This window comes from Conexibacter woesei DSM 14684, assembly GCF_000025265.1.
GTDB lineage: Bacteria > Actinomycetota > Thermoleophilia > Solirubrobacterales > Solirubrobacteraceae > Conexibacter > Conexibacter woesei.
Map to the genome: position 1 here is coordinate 2,595,858 of NC_013739.1, position 16,714 is coordinate 2,612,571.

General features: G+C 75.4%; 11 protein-coding genes. 4 read left to right on the forward strand and 7 right to left on the reverse strand.

Annotated elements, in window-relative coordinates; genetic code table 11:
* The first annotated feature begins 23 nt into the window (after positions 1-23).
* Together CWOE_RS12195 and CWOE_RS12200 are read left to right on the forward strand one after the other, a co-directional pair.
* On the forward strand, positions 24-3,254 hold the full coding sequence (locus CWOE_RS12195; RefSeq protein ID WP_012933921.1) for a non-ribosomal peptide synthetase: 3,231 nt from the start codon (positions 24-26) through the stop codon (positions 3,252-3,254).
* The gene (locus CWOE_RS12200; RefSeq protein ID WP_012933922.1) at positions 3,251-6,673 is read left to right on the forward strand and encodes an AMP-binding protein; all 3,423 of its coding nucleotides are present in this window, start codon (positions 3,251-3,253) and stop codon (positions 6,671-6,673) included. The genes CWOE_RS12195 and CWOE_RS12200 overlap by 4 nt, the downstream gene beginning before the upstream one ends.
* Positions 6,674-6,729: 56 nt before the next feature.
* On the opposite strand, the gene CWOE_RS12205 is transcribed toward CWOE_RS12200, so the two are convergent.
* The 3 genes from CWOE_RS12205 to CWOE_RS12215 are packed head-to-tail and all read right to left on the reverse strand — an operon-like array spanning position 6,730 to position 9,326.
* A complete protein-coding gene (locus tag CWOE_RS12205) occupies positions 6,730-7,251 on the reverse strand; it encodes a hypothetical protein (protein WP_041730428.1) in 522 nt (173 codons plus the stop codon).
* A gap of 54 nt (positions 7,252-7,305) precedes the next feature.
* A complete protein-coding gene (locus tag CWOE_RS12210; protein ID WP_012933924.1) occupies positions 7,306-8,631 on the reverse strand; it encodes a hypothetical protein in 1,326 nt (441 codons plus the stop codon).
* Positions 8,628-9,326 carry a YqcI/YcgG family protein gene (locus CWOE_RS12215; RefSeq protein WP_012933925.1) on the reverse strand — a complete coding sequence of 233 codons (699 nt, stop codon included), beginning with the start codon at positions 9,324-9,326 and terminating at the stop codon, positions 8,628-8,630. Before CWOE_RS12215 ends, CWOE_RS12210 begins: the two co-directional genes overlap by 4 nt.
* Before the next feature lie 68 nt (positions 9,327-9,394).
* Between CWOE_RS12215 and CWOE_RS12220 the strand changes: the two genes are divergently transcribed.
* Positions 9,395-9,982 (forward strand): deaminase, encoded by a 588-nt coding sequence (locus CWOE_RS12220; protein WP_012933926.1) that lies wholly within the window; start codon positions 9,395-9,397, stop codon positions 9,980-9,982.
* Here the strand turns inward: CWOE_RS12220 and CWOE_RS12225 are convergent.
* Together CWOE_RS12225 and CWOE_RS12230 are read right to left on the reverse strand one after the other, a co-directional pair.
* Entirely contained in the window at positions 9,963-11,018 is a 1,056-nt protein-coding gene (locus CWOE_RS12225) for a 2OG-Fe(II) oxygenase family protein (protein ID WP_012933927.1), read from the reverse strand. The genes CWOE_RS12220 and CWOE_RS12225 overlap by 20 nt on opposite strands.
* 20 nt (positions 11,019-11,038) lie before the next feature.
* The gene (locus CWOE_RS12230; RefSeq protein ID WP_201447215.1) at positions 11,039-12,034 is read right to left on the reverse strand and encodes a radical SAM protein; all 996 of its coding nucleotides are present in this window, start codon (positions 12,032-12,034) and stop codon (positions 11,039-11,041) included.
* Between the two features lie 95 nt (positions 12,035-12,129).
* Between CWOE_RS12230 and CWOE_RS12235 the strand changes: the two genes are divergently transcribed.
* Positions 12,130-12,837: a 4'-phosphopantetheinyl transferase family protein gene (locus CWOE_RS12235; RefSeq protein ID WP_012933929.1), complete on the forward strand. Its 708-nt coding sequence runs from the start codon at positions 12,130-12,132 to the stop codon at positions 12,835-12,837.
* A 34-nt stretch (positions 12,838-12,871) separates the two neighbouring features.
* On the opposite strand, the gene CWOE_RS12240 is transcribed toward CWOE_RS12235, so the two are convergent.
* Both CWOE_RS12240 and CWOE_RS12245 read right to left on the reverse strand, forming a co-directional pair.
* On the reverse strand, positions 12,872-13,255 hold the full coding sequence (locus tag CWOE_RS12240; protein WP_012933930.1) for a hypothetical protein: 384 nt from the start codon (positions 13,253-13,255) through the stop codon (positions 12,872-12,874).
* Between the two features lie 60 nt (positions 13,256-13,315).
* Positions 13,316-16,699: a pyruvate carboxylase gene (locus CWOE_RS12245; protein ID WP_012933931.1), complete on the reverse strand. Its 3,384-nt coding sequence runs from the start codon at positions 16,697-16,699 to the stop codon at positions 13,316-13,318.
* Positions 16,700-16,714 lie beyond the last annotated feature (15 nt).

The following is a 16,714-nucleotide window of genomic DNA, read 5'->3' on the forward strand; positions in this document are numbered from 1 at the left end:
CTAGCTCGACCTGCCTCGATCTGGTGCAACGGCGCGCGCAGGCCGAGCCCGACGCGCCGGCGGTCCACTGCCCGGTCGAGGGGACCGTGTCGCTGGGGGAGGTGACCGCGCGCGCGAACCGGATTGCACACGCGTTGCACGTCGACTGCACGGTCGCGCCCGGAGAGCCCGTCGCCGTGCTGTGCGACCGCTCCGTCTGGACCGTCGCGGGCGCGCTCGGCGTGCTGAACGCCGGCGCCTGCCACCTCCCGCTCTCGCCGCAGCTTCCCGACGAGCGGATCGCGCTGCTGCTGGCCGACAGCGGCTGTCGCGTCGCGGTCGTGCAGGAGCGCTGGCACGCGCGGCTGCGCGCGTGCGGGCCGGCCGGGCTGGTGCTGGTCGACCCGGAGCGGCTCGGCGGCGACCCGCGCGCTGGCGACCCGCCCGCCGGCGCGGCTGGCGGGCGGGTCGCGACCGCCCCGCCCGCGCGCCCGCGGCCCGGCGACGCGGCGGCGCTGCTCTACACGTCAGGCTCGACCGGGCGGCCGAAGGGCGTCGTGATCGAGCACCGCAGCCTCACGAACCTCGTCGTCGCGCTGCAGCCGCTGCTGTACGAGCCGCTCGGCGGCCGCGCGCGCGAGGCGCTGTCCGCGCCCGTCGTGTTCGACGCCGCGTTGCAGCAGACGCTCTCGTGCCTGGCCAACGGCGGCACCCTCTTCGTGCTCGACGACGAGACGCGGCGCGATCCGCGCGCATTCCTCACGTATCTCGAACGACACGCCGTCGAGACCGTCAACGTCATCGCCTCGTTCCTGACGGCGCTCGTCGACGCCGGCCTCGGCACGCACCCGCTGCCGGCGCTGCGGCACGTCGTGACCGGCGGGGAGGCGGTGCCGGCCACGACGATCCGGCGCCTCTTCGCCGGCCCGGCGGCGCAGCGGCTGACCGTCTTCAGCATGTACGGGCCGACGGAGACGTGCGTCGAGGCGACCTGCTTCGCGGTCGATCGCGACACGCCGGTCGACTGGCCGCACGTCCCGCTCGGCACGCCGCTGCCGAACGTCGGGGTCGACGTGCGCGACGAGCGCCTGCGGCCGCTTCCCGCGGGCGAGCTGGGGGAGATCTGCATCTCCGGCGCCGGGCTGGCGCGCGGCTACCTGCACGAGCCGCCGGGCGCGCGGCCCGCGTTCGTCGCCGTGCCCGGCGTGCCCGGCGGTCGCCTCTACCGCACCGGGGACCGCGGCCGCGTGCGGCCGGACGACGGCGTGCTGGAGTTCGCCGGCCGGGCGGACGGCCAGGTGAAGGTGCGCGGCCATCGCGTCGAGCTGGGCGAGGTCGAGCACGCGCTCGTCGCCCACCCACGCGTGCGCGAAGCGGGCGTGGTCGCCGTCGCCGCGCCCGTCGGCGGCACCGACCTCGTCGGCTGCGTCGCGACGGGGGCGAGCGCCGGTCCGCTCGACCCCGGCGAGCTGCGCGTGTTCGCCGCCACTCGTCTCCCGCCCGCTGCCGTGCCGGCACGCTGGCTCGTCGTGCGCGAGCTGCCCCATCTCGACAACGGCAAGCTCGACCGGCGCGCGCTGGCGGGCCTCGCCGGTGGAGGAGTGGAGGATCGGCCACGCTCAGCGTGGTCGAATCGCCATTCCTCCGCGTCGGCGGGCGCGGCGGGCGCGGCGGGCGCAGCCGACTCGCGCGGCCCGCTCGAAGCGGGGCTGGCCGAGATCTGGAGCGAGCTGCTCGGGGTTGGCGCGGTCGGCCGCGACGACGACTTCTACGCGCTCGGCGGGCACAGCCTCACCGCGATGCAGGTCGTCAACCGGATCGGAGCCCGCTGGGGCGTCGCGCCGCCGGTCCGCGTCGTGTTGGAGCACCCGACGATCGCCGCGCTCGCGAAGGCGCTGGAGCCGCTGCTGGGGAAGGAGGCGGGCGCCGCGCCGATTCCGCGCGCGCCGGCGGGCGGCCACCACCCGCTCGCGCGCGGCCAGGAGCGGCTGTGGGCGGTGCAGCAGCTCGACGGCGCGGGGGCCGCGTACAACGTGCCGGTCGCGATGGAGCAGGAGCTGCCCGATCGCGCCGCGCTCGCGAGTGCGCTCACCGTCGTCGCAGCACGGCACGACAGCCTGCGGACGGCGTTCCGCGTCGTCGCCGGGGAGCCGCGACAGGTGGTCGCCGACGCGGTCGAGATCCCGCTGGCCTGGCTCGACCTGTCGGCCGAAGCGGACCCGGAGGGAGCCGCGCGCGCGGCGGTCCTGCGCGAGAGCGAGCGCGCGTTCGCGCTCGACGCCGCCCCGCTCGCCCGCGCCGCGGTGCTCGACCTCGGCGGCGGCCGCGCGTGGGTCGTCCTGGTCCTCAACCACCTCGTCTGCGACGGCTGGTCGATCGGCATCCTCTCGCGCGAGCTGAACGCCGCCTACCGCGCGGCGCTGGACGCAACCGACCCCGGCCTCCCGCCGCTGCCCGTCCGCTACGTCGACTACGCCGCCTGGGACCGCGCGCGCGACGTCACGGCGGCGACGGCCGCACGCGCCGCGGCGCTGCGCGGCGTCGCGCCGTGGCTGGAGCTGCCGGCGGACTTCGCGCGCGATCCGGACGCCGCCGACGCAGCCGGCTTCGGCGGCGCAACCGTCTCGCGCGTCCTCGACGGCTCCGTCGCCGGCGGCCTGCGGCGCACGGCGGCGGCACGCCGCACGACGCTTGCGTCGCTCCTTCTGGCGCTGTTCGCGTGGCTGCTGCAGCGCGTCAGCCGCAGCGAGGACGTCTGTCTCGGGATGGGCGTCGCGGGCCGTCCGCACCGCGACCTGGAAGGCGTCGTCGGCTACTTCGTCGACGTCGTGCCGGTGCGTCTGCGGGTCACCCCCGAGCTGGAGCTTGACGAGCTGCTGGACGCGGCCGACGACGCCCTGCGGTCGGCGCTCGACGCGCAGGACGTGCCGCTCGACGCGCTCGTCCGCGCGCTGGGGCTGGAGCGCCGGCGCGGCGTGACGCCGCTCGTCAACGTGATGTTCGCGTTCCAGAGCTTCGCCGACCTCGAACGCGACCGACCCGCCGCGGAGCCCGCCGGCGCCGGCCGCGGCCTCGCGCTCGCGCAGTCGCGGCTCGTCGACGTCGCGCCGCCGACCTCGAAGTTCGACCTCACGCTGTACGTCTACGAGGCGACCGGCGAGCTGCGGCTGGCGTTCGAGTACGACGACGGGTTGTTCGCGCCCGCGACGGTCGAGCGCTGGCTGGCGACGCTCGCGCAGCTCGCCGGGGAGCTGGCCGCGGAGGCGGTCACGTGAGACTGGGCGACGTCGACCTCGTCGCCTCCGAGGACGAACGGCGCCTGCTGGTCGAGCGCTTCAACGCGACCGACTGCCCGTACCCGGCCGAGCGGACGGTCGGCGAGCTGTTCGCCGAGCAGGCCGGGCGCACGCCGCACGCCGAGGCCGTCGTCGACGCGACCGGCCGCTGGACCTACGCCGAGCTGGCGCACGAGGTCGACGCGCTCGCCGCCTACCTCGTCGCGCGCGGGGTCGGGCCGGAGGTCCACGTCGGGGTGCTGCTGCGGCGCTCGCGGCGGATGGCGGTCGCGCTGCTCGCGACGCTGCGGGCCGGCGGCGTCTTCGTTCCGCTCAACCCCGGCCTGCCGCGCTCCCGTCTGGCCGCGCTGCTGGACGACGTCGCGGCGCCGCTCGTCGTCTGCGAGCGCGCGCTGATCGCGGAGGCGAACGCGCTTCAGTGGGAGTGCGACTCAGTCGCGCTGCTGCTGTGCGTCGACTCCGACGACGTGCACGCCGAGCTGGAGCCGCCCGGCGCGCGGATGGACGCCGAGCTGTGGGACGTCGTCGCGGCGAACGCCGCGGGCCCGATCGAGGCCGGCGGCTGGCGGAGCGCGCACAGCGGCGAGCTGCTCTCCACGGCGGCGATGGCGGCGTTCGCCGAGGGCGCCGTCGCGGCCCTCGCGCCGTTGCTGCCGCCGCGTGCCGAGGTGCTGGAGATCGGCTGCGGCTCCGGCCTCACGCTCACCGCGCTGGCGCCGCGGACCGCTCGCTACGTCGGCACCGACATCTCCGCCGCCGCGCTGGAGTGGGCACGGCGCGCGTGCACGCGGGACGGGCTCGAGCACGTCGCGCTGCACCGGCTGGAGGCGCTGGAGCTGGACCGGCTGCCGCCGGATGACGACGGGCCGTTCGACGCGGTCGTGCTGAACAGCGTCGTGCAGAGCCTCGGCGGCTTCAACCACCTCCGCGCGGTCCTGCGCGGCGCGGTCGCGCGCGTCCGTGACGGCGGCTGCGTCTACGTCGGGCACGTGTGGGATCCGGAGCGCCGCGACGTGCTCCCGCTGGAGCGCCGGCTCGACGCGCTGTTCGTGCCGGCGGCGTTCTTCGAGCAGCTGCCCGCCGCGCTGCCGCGGCTGGCGGCGGTCGAGCTGCGACCGATGGGCTGCGACGTGCCGGACCTCAGCGCCTACGCGTACGACGTGCTGCTGCACGTCGGCCGGCGCGGTCGCGGGCGGGCGGTCGCGGCGCGCAAGCGGCAGGAGGACCGGAGGACGCTGCTGCTGGACCCCGCGCCTCCCGCCGACCGCCACCGCCCCGGCGCCGCCGCCTACGTGATCCAGACCTCCGGCTCGACCGGCCGGCCGCGCAGCGTCACGGTGGAGATGCGCTCGCTCGTGAACCTGCTGTGGTGGTACCGCGACGCGGCCGCGATCGACGCCGACAGCCGCGTCGTGCAGGTGATCCCGAGCAGCTTCGACGCCTCCGTCAAGAACCTGCTCGCGCCGCTCGTCAGCGGCGGCGCGCTGGTGCTGCTCGGTGACGGTCCGTACGACCCCGCCGCGCTGCTGGAGCTGATCGAGCGTGAGCGCGTGACGGTGCTCAACCCCGGCGTGCCGTCGATGACCTACCCGCTCGTCGAGCTGGCGGCGGAGCGCGCGTGGGCGGGCCTGCGGTCGCTGCGCTGCCTCGCGCTCGGCGGCGAGGCGCCCGATCTCGCGCGGCTGCGGCCGTGGCTGGAGTCGGAGGCGTGCGATGCGCGCGTGCTGAACGTCTACGGGCCGACGGAGTGCGCCGACATCGCCTGCTGGCACGAGGCGACGGAGGACGACCTCGCCGGCCGCGCGCCGCTGCCGATCGGGCGCCCGGTCCACAACGCGCAGGCGTACGTGCTCGGCGAGCGGCTGCAGCTCGAGCCGGTCGGCGTCGTCGGCGAGCTGTGCGTCTCCGGCGCCGGGCTCGCGCGCGGCTACGCGGGTCAGCCCGAGCTGACGGCGGAGCGCTTCCCGCCGCATCCGTTCCGCCCCGGCGAGCGGATCTACCGCACCGGCGACCTCGCGCGGCGGCTGCCGAACGGCGACATCGTCCTGCACGGCCGCGCCGACGCGCAGGTGAAGGTGCGCGGCCACCGGATCGAGCTGGCGGAGGTCGAGCGCGCGCTGCGCGAGCTGCCGGGCGTGCGCGACGCGGCGGCCGCGGCGCCCGGGACCGACGGCGAGCGCCGGCTGGTCGGCTACGTGCTCGTCGACGCTGCGATCGTCGGCGAACGCGGCGCGCCGCAGCTCGCGGCCGCGCCGTTCGACGAGCGCGCCGCGAGCGCGCTGTTGCGGCGGACGCTGCCGGCGCCGGTCGTCCCCGAACGGATCGTCGCGCTCGACCGCTGGCCGGTCAACGCGCACGGCAAGCTCGACCGCCGCGCGCTGCCGGCGCCCGGCGCCTCGCGGCCGGCGGGCTGCGCGCCGCGCTCGGAGCTGGAGCGCGCGCTCGCCGACTCCTGGCGGGAGGTGCTGCGGATCGAGCGCGACGTCGGCGCGGAGGAGGCCTTCTTCGACGTCGGCGGCGACAGCCTCCGCGCCGCGCTGCTGGCGGCGCGGCTGCGCGAGCGGCTGGCGCTGGAGCTGTCGGTCACCGATGTCTACCGGGAGCAGACCGTCGCCGGACAGGCCGCGCTGGTGTCGGCGCGCCGCGAGCACGCGCGAGCCAGCGCGCTCGCGCGGCGCGATCGCGCGCGGGCGGCGGGGCCGCTCCACGCGCTCGGGCCGGCCGGCGGCGGCCCGCCGCTCTTCTGCTTCCCGCCGATCGCCGGCTTCGCCTGGACGTTCGCGGAGCTGGCGCGCCGGCTGGAGCGGTTCGCCGTGCACGCGTTCGACTTCCCCGCGATGGACGATCCCGTGCGGGAGTGCGCCGACGTGGTGGCGGAGGCACTGAGCGAGGGCGGACCGGGTGGCGGCGGGGTCGGCGGCGCGCCGCTCCTGCTCGCCGGCTACTCGGCCGGCGGGCTGCTCGCGGTCGCGACCGCAAGCGAGCTGGAGCGGCGCGGGCTTGCGGTCGACGGCGTCGTGCTGCTCGACGCTGCGCCGCACGCGCTGCGCGAGCGTCACACGCCCGCGACGGTTGATGCGCTCGCGGAGGAGGTCGTCGCCGACCCGCGGCTCGCCGCGCACGTCGTGCTCGCCGGGCGCGAGCGGGTCGCGCACGTCGTCGCCGCCTACGCCGACTGGTACGACCGCGCCCCGGCGTCGGCGCCGCTCGCCGCGGACCTGCTCGTCGTCACCGCCGACGGCGCCGACCCCGCCTGGGCCGACGCCTGGCGCGCCGCGACGACAGGAACGCTGACCCTCGTCGCCGGGGCGGGATCTCACGAGGAGCTGCTCTCCACCCCGAACGTCACCGCCAACGCCGCGCTCGTCGCCGGCTGGCTGGAGCGCCGCATGCGGTAGGTGAGGCAGTTTGCGACCGATTGTCGTCCCAGGTAGGCTGATTTACGTCTTTTCAACTAAACGTTGCGGCTCAATCGGGCTGCGAGAGGGGGAGCACAATTGAGATGTCGAAACGTCGTCTGGTTCGCGACGCTCGTCGCCGTGTCGGTCACGACAGCGGCTGGCTCGGCCGGAGCATCGGTCACGCCCAACCCGATGAGTTCTGGAGCCTCGGGGACGTACACGGAATCGAGTGTGCTCGGCACGGGGAGATGCAGAATAGGCATCCCCGCCGGCGGGGTCACGCTCACGTCGCTAACCGGCGGGGCGTCTGGATCGATCACGTCCATGACGTTCAGCGGTTGCACGGGCACGCTGCTCGCCGCGAACTTCCTAGCGTCGGCGAGCGTCGTGCTGCTAACTGGCGTCACCAGAATCGTGCTCAGCATGCTGCGCATAGACGTGATCAACGGACAGTGCCTATACAGCGGCACGCTGACCGGCAGCTGGACGAGCCCGACCAGCACGGTCGCGGGAACCAACGCAGCATTCCCGCTGCTCAGAACACATGTGCCACCGTGCTCGAGCACGATCAGCAATGGATTGTCGTTCCCCGTTTCGGGGGTGATAACGAATCCGTAGGGCCGCTACGCTCATCGCACGCTGTCGCTGCTCCCGTCCCAGCGCGCGATCTCCGCGCCGTCGGCGGCGTGCAGGGTGAGGGCGCGGAGGTCGTCGAGCGCGCCGACGCGAACGCCGCGGTGGGCCGCGTCGAGCACGTCGGCGGGACCGAGCGGGGAAGAGGGGAGGGCGGCGCCGTCGAGGAGGAGCGACGGCGCCGCGTCGCGCGTGTCGGCGTCCGCGGCCGGCAGCAGCAGCTCGATCGTGTGCTCGCGGCCGTCGGCCGGGATCGCGGGCGGGGTGGCGATGGCGACGCGGGTGTCGCCGCCGACCGCGCGCAGGCGGGCGACGTCGCGCAGCTCGTCGGCCTGGAAGCCGCCGAGCAGGGCGGGCGGGGAGGACGGCGTCGCGAGCGCTTCGCCGAGCGCGGTCGCGAGTGCCGAGAAGCGCCAGCGGGCGAACAGCGCCGGCTCGTCCTCGGCTGGCTCGCGCGCCGAGCCTGCGGTGAAGTCCGGCGGCGTCCTCCACACGCGCACCTCCGCGACCGCGCCGCGGAAGTCGCGGCCGGCGGCGAGGTCGGCGAGGACGCCCGGGCGTCCCTGGAGCTGCCCGACGACGAGCGTGCCGCCGGCCGCGACGACGGCGTCCCCGGGCAGGAGCGCCTCGAACAGCGGCGGGCCGAGCGGAGCGACCGTGCGGCCGGTCCCCTCCGCGGCGACCCGCGCGGGTCCGTCGTCCTTGTGCAGCCGCAGGCGGCGCGCGTCCTCCTCCCAGGTGACGGCGATCCGCTGCCACTGCGCGTAGTCGAGCTGGATCCCGGTCTCGACCACGCACCCGCCCAGCTCGACGACGAGCCCGCCGGGCGCCTGCTCGCGCAGCACGAACGGCGGCGCGCCCGCGACGGCGTAGGAGGCGAGCGTCGGCGCCGGGCTGCCGCGCAGCGGGCACAGCTCCAGCTCCAGCGCGAAGCGGTCGCGCGGCCACGTCGGCAGCGGCGCGGTCAGCAGCCAGCGGAGCGGCTTGCCGCCGCTGAACGGCAGCGAGCCGACCGGGTCGAGCAGCAGCGCGCAGCACGCCCGCGCGGTGCGCTGGTCGAGCAGTCGCGCGACCTCGGTGCGCGGCCGTGCGAGGAACGTCGCGGTGACGCGCGCCGGCGGCCGCGCGCCGAGCGCCGCGAGCTGATCGGGCCGCGCCCGCACGGCGCGCTCGCTGGCGCCGGCCGCGCCGCTTGTGCCAGCGGCGCCCGCCGCGCCGGCGCCGCCGCTCGTGCCGCTTGCGCCGGCCGCGCCGCTTGTGCCAGCGGCGCCCGCCGCGCCGGCGCCGCCGCTCGCGCCGCTTGTGCCGGCCGCGCCGCTCACGGCAGCTCGGCCGGTGCGTCCCACCAGCGGACGGGCGGGTCGCCGGCGAGGAGCGGGCGGACGATCCGCCGCGCCTCGAACGGGGCCGCGCTGATCGCGTGGTCGTAGCCGCGGGCGTGGGCCGCGTAGTCGCTGCGGATGCGGTGCCGGGCGGCGACGGGCAGGACCGTCTCGCCGCGTCGGACGACCCGCGCGAACGAGTGGCGCGGCTGCAGCAGCAGGAACGTCGCCGCGACGCCGAAGCCGTAGCGCGAGTGCTCCGACGGATAGCACGGCGCGAACGTGTTGACGAACAGCGGATCGCCGCCGAACGCATAGCACCACGCCGGCTCGTCGACCTCGCCGTCGAGCGCTCCCTCCGCACGCGGGTCGCGCGCGGCCAGCCCGCGCAGCAGCGCATGCGTCGTCTGCGCGAGGCGGTCGAGCGTGGTGCCGTGCGCGGCCGGCAGCTCGATCACGAACGCGTCGAGCCGCAGCTCGCCGGCCGCGTCGACGAACACCGTCAGGTCGGCGGCGAAGCCGTCGAGGTTGGCCGCCAAGCTCGCGTCCGTGTCGAACGGCCGTGCGCCCCAGATCACGCTGCCGCCGGCGTAGGCGCAGTGCGTCGCCCGGCGGATCGGCGCGAACGCCGCGACGGATGGCGCCTGCGCGAGCGCCGTGAATGCGTCGATCGCGGCACGCGTCACGCTTCTCACCGCTTCCCGGTCGATCGATCGGCGCGAGCGCCGTAGAGTGCACGACAGCGATTGAGGAGGCGGGAGCGGTGGACGACGTGCGCAGACGGGGGCTGGAGCGGCTCGGCGCGCTCCCAGCGAGCGAGCTGGGCGAGCGGCTGCGCGCGTTCGCGTGGACGGACCCGGCGGACGGGTTCGTGTGGCTCAGCTGCACGCTCGCGCTCGAGGCGATGGAGGCCGGCAACTACGGTGTCGGCGCGGTCCTGGTGCGCGACGGCGAGGTCGTCGCCGAGGGGCGCAACCGCCTGCTCGAACCGTACGTCCGCACCGACTGCCACGCCGAGACGGAGGCCGTCGACCAGTTCGAGGCGCGCTTCCGCGACTTCCCCGACGCGACCGGCACGGTGCTCTGGACCTCGCTCGAGTGCTGTCCGATGTGCACCGTGCGGCTGATCAACACCGGCATCCGCGAGGTCTATTACGCCGCTCCCGACGCCGACGGCGGAATGCTCAGCCGCTGGGACGGGCTGCCGCCGTTCTGGCGCGGCCTGGCCGCTCGCCGCGACCCGCCGCAGCGGTTCGCGCAGGCCGCCTGCGCGCCGCAGCTGCGTGAGCTGGCGGGCGCGATCTTCCACGCCAGCGACGCACGGCTCGACGTCAGGATGGCTGCGCGCTGACATCGTCGGCGGTCGTGCGCCGGTCGGCGAGACGGGCGACGAAGTCGGCGGTGGTGACGGCGTCACTGTCGGCGCCGTCGCGATCGTCGGTGCGGTGCGGTCGGAGCAGTGCGGCCGGCGGGGGGTTGACGAACGCCGCGAGCGTGTAGCGCGAGCCGCCGGCCGGGATCGGGACGCGGTGGGGGAGCGCGCGCAGCCGGCCGCCGCTCCACCACGCGAGCAGGTCGCCGACGATCACCACCAGCGCGCCCGGCGGCGTGTCGACGCGCCGCCAGCGGCCGTGCGCGTCCTGCGCCTCCAGGCCGCCGACCGCGGGCCGCTCGGCGACGAGCCCGAGCGCGCCGTAGTCGGTGTGCGGCGCCGCGCCGAAGCGCCGGCCGCCGTCGTCGTCGGCTGGCGGATAGTGGTGCAGTCGCAGCGTGACGGCCGGTCTGCCCACTGACCCAGCTCTCGCGCCCGCGCCGCCCGTATCGAACGCCCCCGCGCCCAGCCCGCTACCGACGGCGACGAGCGCGAGCAGGTCGCGCGCGAACCGCTCCAGCTCGGCGAGCCCGCGCTCGAACGCGGGCCGGAAGCCGTCGAGCGCCGGCCACTGGTTGACGCCGTCGAAGCGCGCGGCGGTGCCGCGCAGGTCGGGCGGCTGCGGGGTGTTCGCCTGGAACGCCTCCTTCACGTCGGGCGCGAAGCCGGGCTTGGCGCCGCTGCCGGGCGGCGTGTAGCCGCGGCCGGCGGCGTTGACGCGGATCGCGTCGAGCTGCGCGGGGTCGAGCGCGAAGAGCGCCGGCGCGAGGTCGAGCAGCTCGCCGACCGCCCCGAGGCCGTGGCCGACGGCGACGAAGCCGCCGTCGTCGCGGCACGCCGCCGCCACGTCCCGCGCCAGCGTGCCGCGCGTCGCCGTGCCGCCGCCGCCCGCGCCGTCGTCGCCGCCACCCGCGCCACCCGCGCCGTCGTCGCCGCCATCCGCGCCGCCCGCGACGTCGCCAGAGCCGCCCGCACCGGCGTCGCGCAGCGGAGCGAGGTCGAGCTGGGCGAGCATCGCGTGCGCCGCCGCCCGTGTCAGCTCGCCGGCGCCGTCGCGACGGCGCCCGCCTCGCTGTTCATGATGATCCCGCGCTTGAGCAGCGAGCGGCTGAAGTCCTCGCGGCTGCGGTAGGTGTCCTCGTCGTCGGAGAGGCCTTCGGATGTCAGCCCGAGGTAGACGTCGACGCCCTCGCCGCGCTTGCGCTCGGCCAGCTCGATCACGTCGCTGAGCCGCGGCGGCAGGTAGTCGTCCATCTCCGCGACGCGGCGCGCGAGCACCGTCCCTCTCGCGACGTACATCGGGTTGAGCCGCACCTGCAGCGGGATCGCCCGCCGCTCGCACTCGCGCTGGAGGTGGTCGATCGACGCCTCCGCCTCCGCGAACGCCTCGGCGTCGGTCATCGTCGGTTCCGGCTTGAACAGCACGTACGCGGTCAGCTCCGCACCCGCCGCGGCGACCTCGTCGAGCCCGCCGGCGAACGACTCGAGCGACTGGCGCTTGCCGAGGATCTCCTCGCGCAGGCTCGGGTCGTGCGTCTCGAACCCGGTCAGCACGTTGAGCTGCTTGCCGGTCAGCTCACGCAGCTCGTCGAGCCGCTCGCGGCGCAGGAACTCCAGTCGCGTCTCCAGCACGATCCGCCGCACGCGCGGCAGCTTGCGCAGCGAGCCGGCGATCTCGGTCAGCGCCTCGGCAGGGAACGTCGCCTCGTCGAAGACGGAGCCCTCGTTGGCGATCGTCACCCGCTCCAGCACTCCGAGCGAGTGGCGCAGCTCGCCCGCGACGTGCTCGAACTGCGCCGTCACCGCGTCAGCGGGGATCCATCTGCGCGAGGACTTCGCCGGCAGCGCGCAGAACGTGCACTGGTAGCGGCAGCGCTTCGTGTTGAAGAGTATTGCGAGGTCCTGCTCGCCGAGGAAGTTGCGATGGAGGAAGAAGTGCGGCCGGTCCGTCGCCGGCGCTGAGGCCCCCATCGGCTTCGGTGGACCGAACTCGCGGTACAGCCCTCCCAGGAGCTGTTGAAGATCGCTCACGTCGTCCCCTGTCCTTCCGGTCGTGCTCGCCGCGCGGTAGCGCACGACGGTCCCGTCCGACACACTATTCGCTGGTGCGTCCGTCAGGCAAACAGATGGAGTCTTTGCACCGACGTGGCGGCGTCGCGGTCTGCGACGTGCACTGGGCGCGCGTCGACCGCGCGCACGCGGCGCTCGCCGGCCTGCTCGACGACGACGAGCGCGCCCGTCGTGAGCGGTTCTCGCGCGACGCCGACCGCAGCCGCTTCACCGTCGCCGCCGCGCTCCTGCGCGTCGTCGCGGGCGAGCTGATCGGGTGCGACCCGCGCGCGGTCGCGATCGACCGCACCTGTGTCCGCTGCGGAGCCCAGCACGGCCGACCGCGGATCGCCGGCGGCGCGCTCGAGGCGTCGGTCTCGCACTCGGGCGACTACGCCGCCGTCGCGGTCACCCGCGCCGGCCCGGTCGGCGTCGACGTCGAGCGGATCCGTCCGCTCGACCACGGCGCGCTCGCGGACGACGTCTGCGCGCCGCAGGAGCGCGACGCGGTCACGGGCCTCTCCGCCTTCCACGTCCTCTGGACGCGCAAGGAGTCGGCGCTGAAGGCGACCGGCGCGGGCCTGACGCTGCCGCTGGAGGAGGTCGTCGTGACCGCGCCGACCGAGCCGCCGCGCCTGCTTGCGCTGCCCGGGGAGCAGGCACCGGCGGCGCGCATGGCCGACCTGTCGCCGGCTGCCGGCTACGCCGCCGCGGCGACGGTCCTCACCGCCGCGCCGGTCGCGTTCCGCCAGCAGCGCGCCGACGCGCGGCTGGCGGACCTCTAGGCGTGCCCGGCGGCCGGCGGCCCCGGCCGCGGGCTCAGGCGATCGTCTGCGAGTAGCGGTGGCGGACGCTGACGCCTCTCTTGGCGCACGTCACGGTTGCGTCGAACTGATTGCCGACGGTGGTGCGCTGCTCCCGGCAGGCGAGCCCGCGGACCTTCTTGACGCAGCGGCCCTCGACGCCGTTCGCGGTGCGGCATCTGTAGTAGGCGCGGACGACCTTCTTGCCCTCGTCGCAGCTGACGCCGGTGACGCTCAGCGAGCTGACCGACGTCGGTCCGAACGTGGCCTCCGCTCCTCTGATGTCGCATGTCTTCGCCGCCGTGGCGACCGGTGCCGCCACCGCGGTCGACGCGGCTGTGAGGCTCGCGAGCGCGAGCGCGCTCGCGACGACGAGGGAACGAAGCTGCCGGCAGGTCATCTGACCCTCCAAGGTCGATTGAACGACCGGATCCTAGAGGGCGGGCGGAGCGTGCGGCGCCTACTCGATCACGAGCAGCAGGTCGCCCTGCTCCAGCCGCGTGCCGCCGGCGGCCGCGACGCGCGCGACGGTGCCGCTCAGCGGCGCGGTGATCGTCGACTCCATCTTCATCGCCTCCAGCGTCGCGACCGGGTCGCCCTCGGCGACCGCGTCGCCGGCCGCGACGAGCAGCGAGACGATCCCCGTCACCGGCGCCGGCACGTGGCCGGGCTGGCTCGGGTCGGCGCGCTCTATCTGCTCGCCGGCCGCGTCGACCGATCTGTCGCGCACCTCGACCGGGCGCAGCTGGCCGTTGACGCGCACGAGCACGGTCCGCATGCCGCGTGCGTCGGCCTCTCCGATCGCCTCCAGCTCGTACAGCAGCGTGACGCCCGGGCCCAGCTCGATCGCCAGCTCCTCGTCCTCGCGCAGGCCGCGGAAGAACGCCGGCGTCGGGATCAGCGAGACGTCGCCGTAGCGCTCGCGCGCCTCGGCGTGGTCGCGCGCGGGGCCGGGGAAGAGGATCTCGGCGAGCGCGGCGCGCCGCTCCTCGCCCGGCTGCGCCAGCCGCTCGGCGAGCGCGCCCTCGATCGCGACCGGCGGCGGCGCCGGCGCGCGGCCGGCGAGCGCCAGCTCGGTGAACGGCTGCGGGAAGCCGGCGGGCGGCTCGCCGATCCCGCCGCGGAGGAAGTCGATCACCGAGTCGGGCAGGTCGAACGAGCCCGGTCTGCGCTCCAGCTCGCCGAAGTCGATGCCTGCTGACACCGCGAACAGCGCGAGGTCGCCGACGACCTTGCTCGACGGCGTCACCTTGACGATGTTCCCGAGCAGCGCGTTGGCGCGCTCGTACGCGACCTCGACCTCCTCGAAGCGGCCCGCGAGGCCGACCGCGTCGGACTGCTGGCGCAGGTTGGAGATCTGCCCGCCCGGCATCTCGTGGCGGTAGACGCGGCCGGTCGGCGCCTTCAGGCCGGTCTCGAACACGCCGTAGAGCGTGCGGACCGACTCCCAGTACGGCTCCTGCGCAAGCAGCGCGTCGAGCGACAGCCCGGTGTCGCGCTCGGTCGTCGCGGTCGCGGCGACGATCGCCGCCAGCGACGGCTGGCTGGTGACGCCGGCCAGCGGTGCGGCGGCGCCGTCGATCGCGTCGACGCCGGCCTCGATCGCGGCGAGGTACGTCGCGAGCTGGCCGCCGGCCGTGTCGTGCGTGTGGAGGTGAACGGGCAGCTCGAACTCTCTCCGCAGCGCGGTCACGAGCGTGCGCGCGGCCGGCGCGCGCAGCAGCCCCGCCATGTCCTTGATCGCGAGCACGTGCACGCCCGTCTCGACGAGCTGCTCGGCGAGCTTCAGGTAGTAGTCGAGCGTGTAGAGCTGCTCGCGCGGATCGCTCAGGTCGCTGGTATAACAGAGTGTGCCCTCGGCGATCGCGGAGGTCTCCAGCGTCGCCTCGATCGCGGCGCGCATGCCGTCGACGTCGTTGAGCGCGTCGAAGATGCGGAAGACGTCGATCCCGGCGTCGACCGCCTCGGCGACGAACGCCTTCACGACCGGCGTCGGGAAGCGCGAGTAGGCGAGCAGGTTCTGCCCGCGCAGCAGCATCTGCAAGCAGACGTTGGGGACCAGCTCGCGCAGCTGCGCGAGCCGCTCCCACGGGTCCTCGTGCAGGAACCGCAGCGCGACGTCGAACGTCGCGCCGCCCCACACCTCCAGCGACAGCAGCTGCGGCAGCTCGTGCGCGAGGTGGGGCGCGACCGCGAGCATGTCGTGCGTGCGCATCCGCGTCGCAAGCAGCGACTGGTGCGCGTCGCGCAGGGTGGTGTCGGTGACAGCGAGCGCCTGCTGCGCCCGCAGCTCGGCGGCGAACGCAGCCGGGCCCAGCTCCAGCAGCCGCTGGCGCGAGCCGGGGGCGGGCGTGCCTCGCGGCAGCGCCGGCAGCTTCGTTCGCGGGTCGCCGGCGAGCGTGCTGGTGGCGGGGTCGTGGTTGACCGTCACCTCCGCGAGGCGGTCGAGCAGGCGGCTGGCGCGGTCGCGGCCGGGGCCGGCGGCGGACAGGTCGGGCCGCTCGTCGACGAACGTCGTGTGCGTGTCGCCGGCGAGCACGTCCGGGTCGTTCAGCAGCGCCAGCAGGAAGCCCTGGTTGGTCTTGACGCCGCGCACGCGCAGCTCGGCGACGGCGCGACGGGCGCGCGAGACGGCGCTGTTGAGGTCGCGCCCGCGGGCGGAGATCTTCACCAGCAGCGGGTCGAAGAACGGCGTCACCTCGGCGCCGACGAACGCCGAGCCCTCGTCGAGCCGGACGCCCGCGCCGCCCGGCGAGCGGTACGCGGTGATGCGGCCGGCGTCGGGGCGGAAGCCGTTCGCCGGGTCCTCGGTCGTGACGCGGCACTGGAGCGCGAAGCCGCGCTGTCTGATCTCGTCCTGGCGGATCCGCAGGTCGGCGAGCGTCGCGCCGCCGGCGATCCGCAGCTGCGCGCGCACGAGGTCGACGTCGGTCGTCTCCTCGGTGACGGTGTGCTCGACCTGGATCCGCGGGTTCATCTCGATGAACGCGTAGCGGCCGGCGGCCGGGTCGAGCAGGAACTCGACGGTGCCGGCGTTGACGTAGCTGACGTGGCGGGCGAACTTCACCGCGTCGGCGCAGATGCGGTCGCGCAGCTCGGGCGCGAGGTTCGGTGCCGGGGTGATCTCGATCACCTTCTGGTGGCGGCGCTGGAGCGAGCAGTCACGCTCGTAGAGGTGGACGACCTCGCCGGTCGCGTCGCCGAGCAGCTGCACCTCGATGTGACGCGGGCGGATCAGCGCCTGCTCGATGTAGACGGTGCCGTCGCCGAACGCGGCCTCGGCCTCGCTGCGCGCCTCCTGCACCGCCGCGGCGAGCTTCGCCGGGTCGGTCACGAGCCGCATGCCGCGGCCGCCGCCGCCGTGCGACGCCTTCACGAAGACGGGGAAGCCGATCCGCTCCGCCGCCGCGTGCGCCTCCTCGGCGTTCGCGACGGGATCGGAGGCGTCGAGCACCGGCACGCCGGCGGCGAGCGCGGCGTCGCGCGCGCGGGTCTTGTTGCCGGCGAGGCCGAGCACCTCCGGCGGCGGGCCGACGAAGACGATCCCGGCGGCCGCGCAGGCGCGCGCCAGCTCCGGGTTCTCGGACATGAAGCCGTAGCCGGGGTAGATCGCGTCGGCGCCGACGCGAAGCGCCAGCTCGACCGCGACGGCCGGGTCGAGGTAGGTGCTGACCGGGTGGCCGGGCGTCCCGACCTCGTAGGCCTCGTCGGCCTTCAGACGGTGGACCGAGTCGCGGTCCTCCGGCGCGTACAACGCCACGCTGCGGATGCGCAGCTCGTTCGCGGCGCGGAACGCGCGCGTCGCGATCTCGCCGCGGTTGGCCACGAGTACCTTCTCGATCATCGCGTCATCATGGCG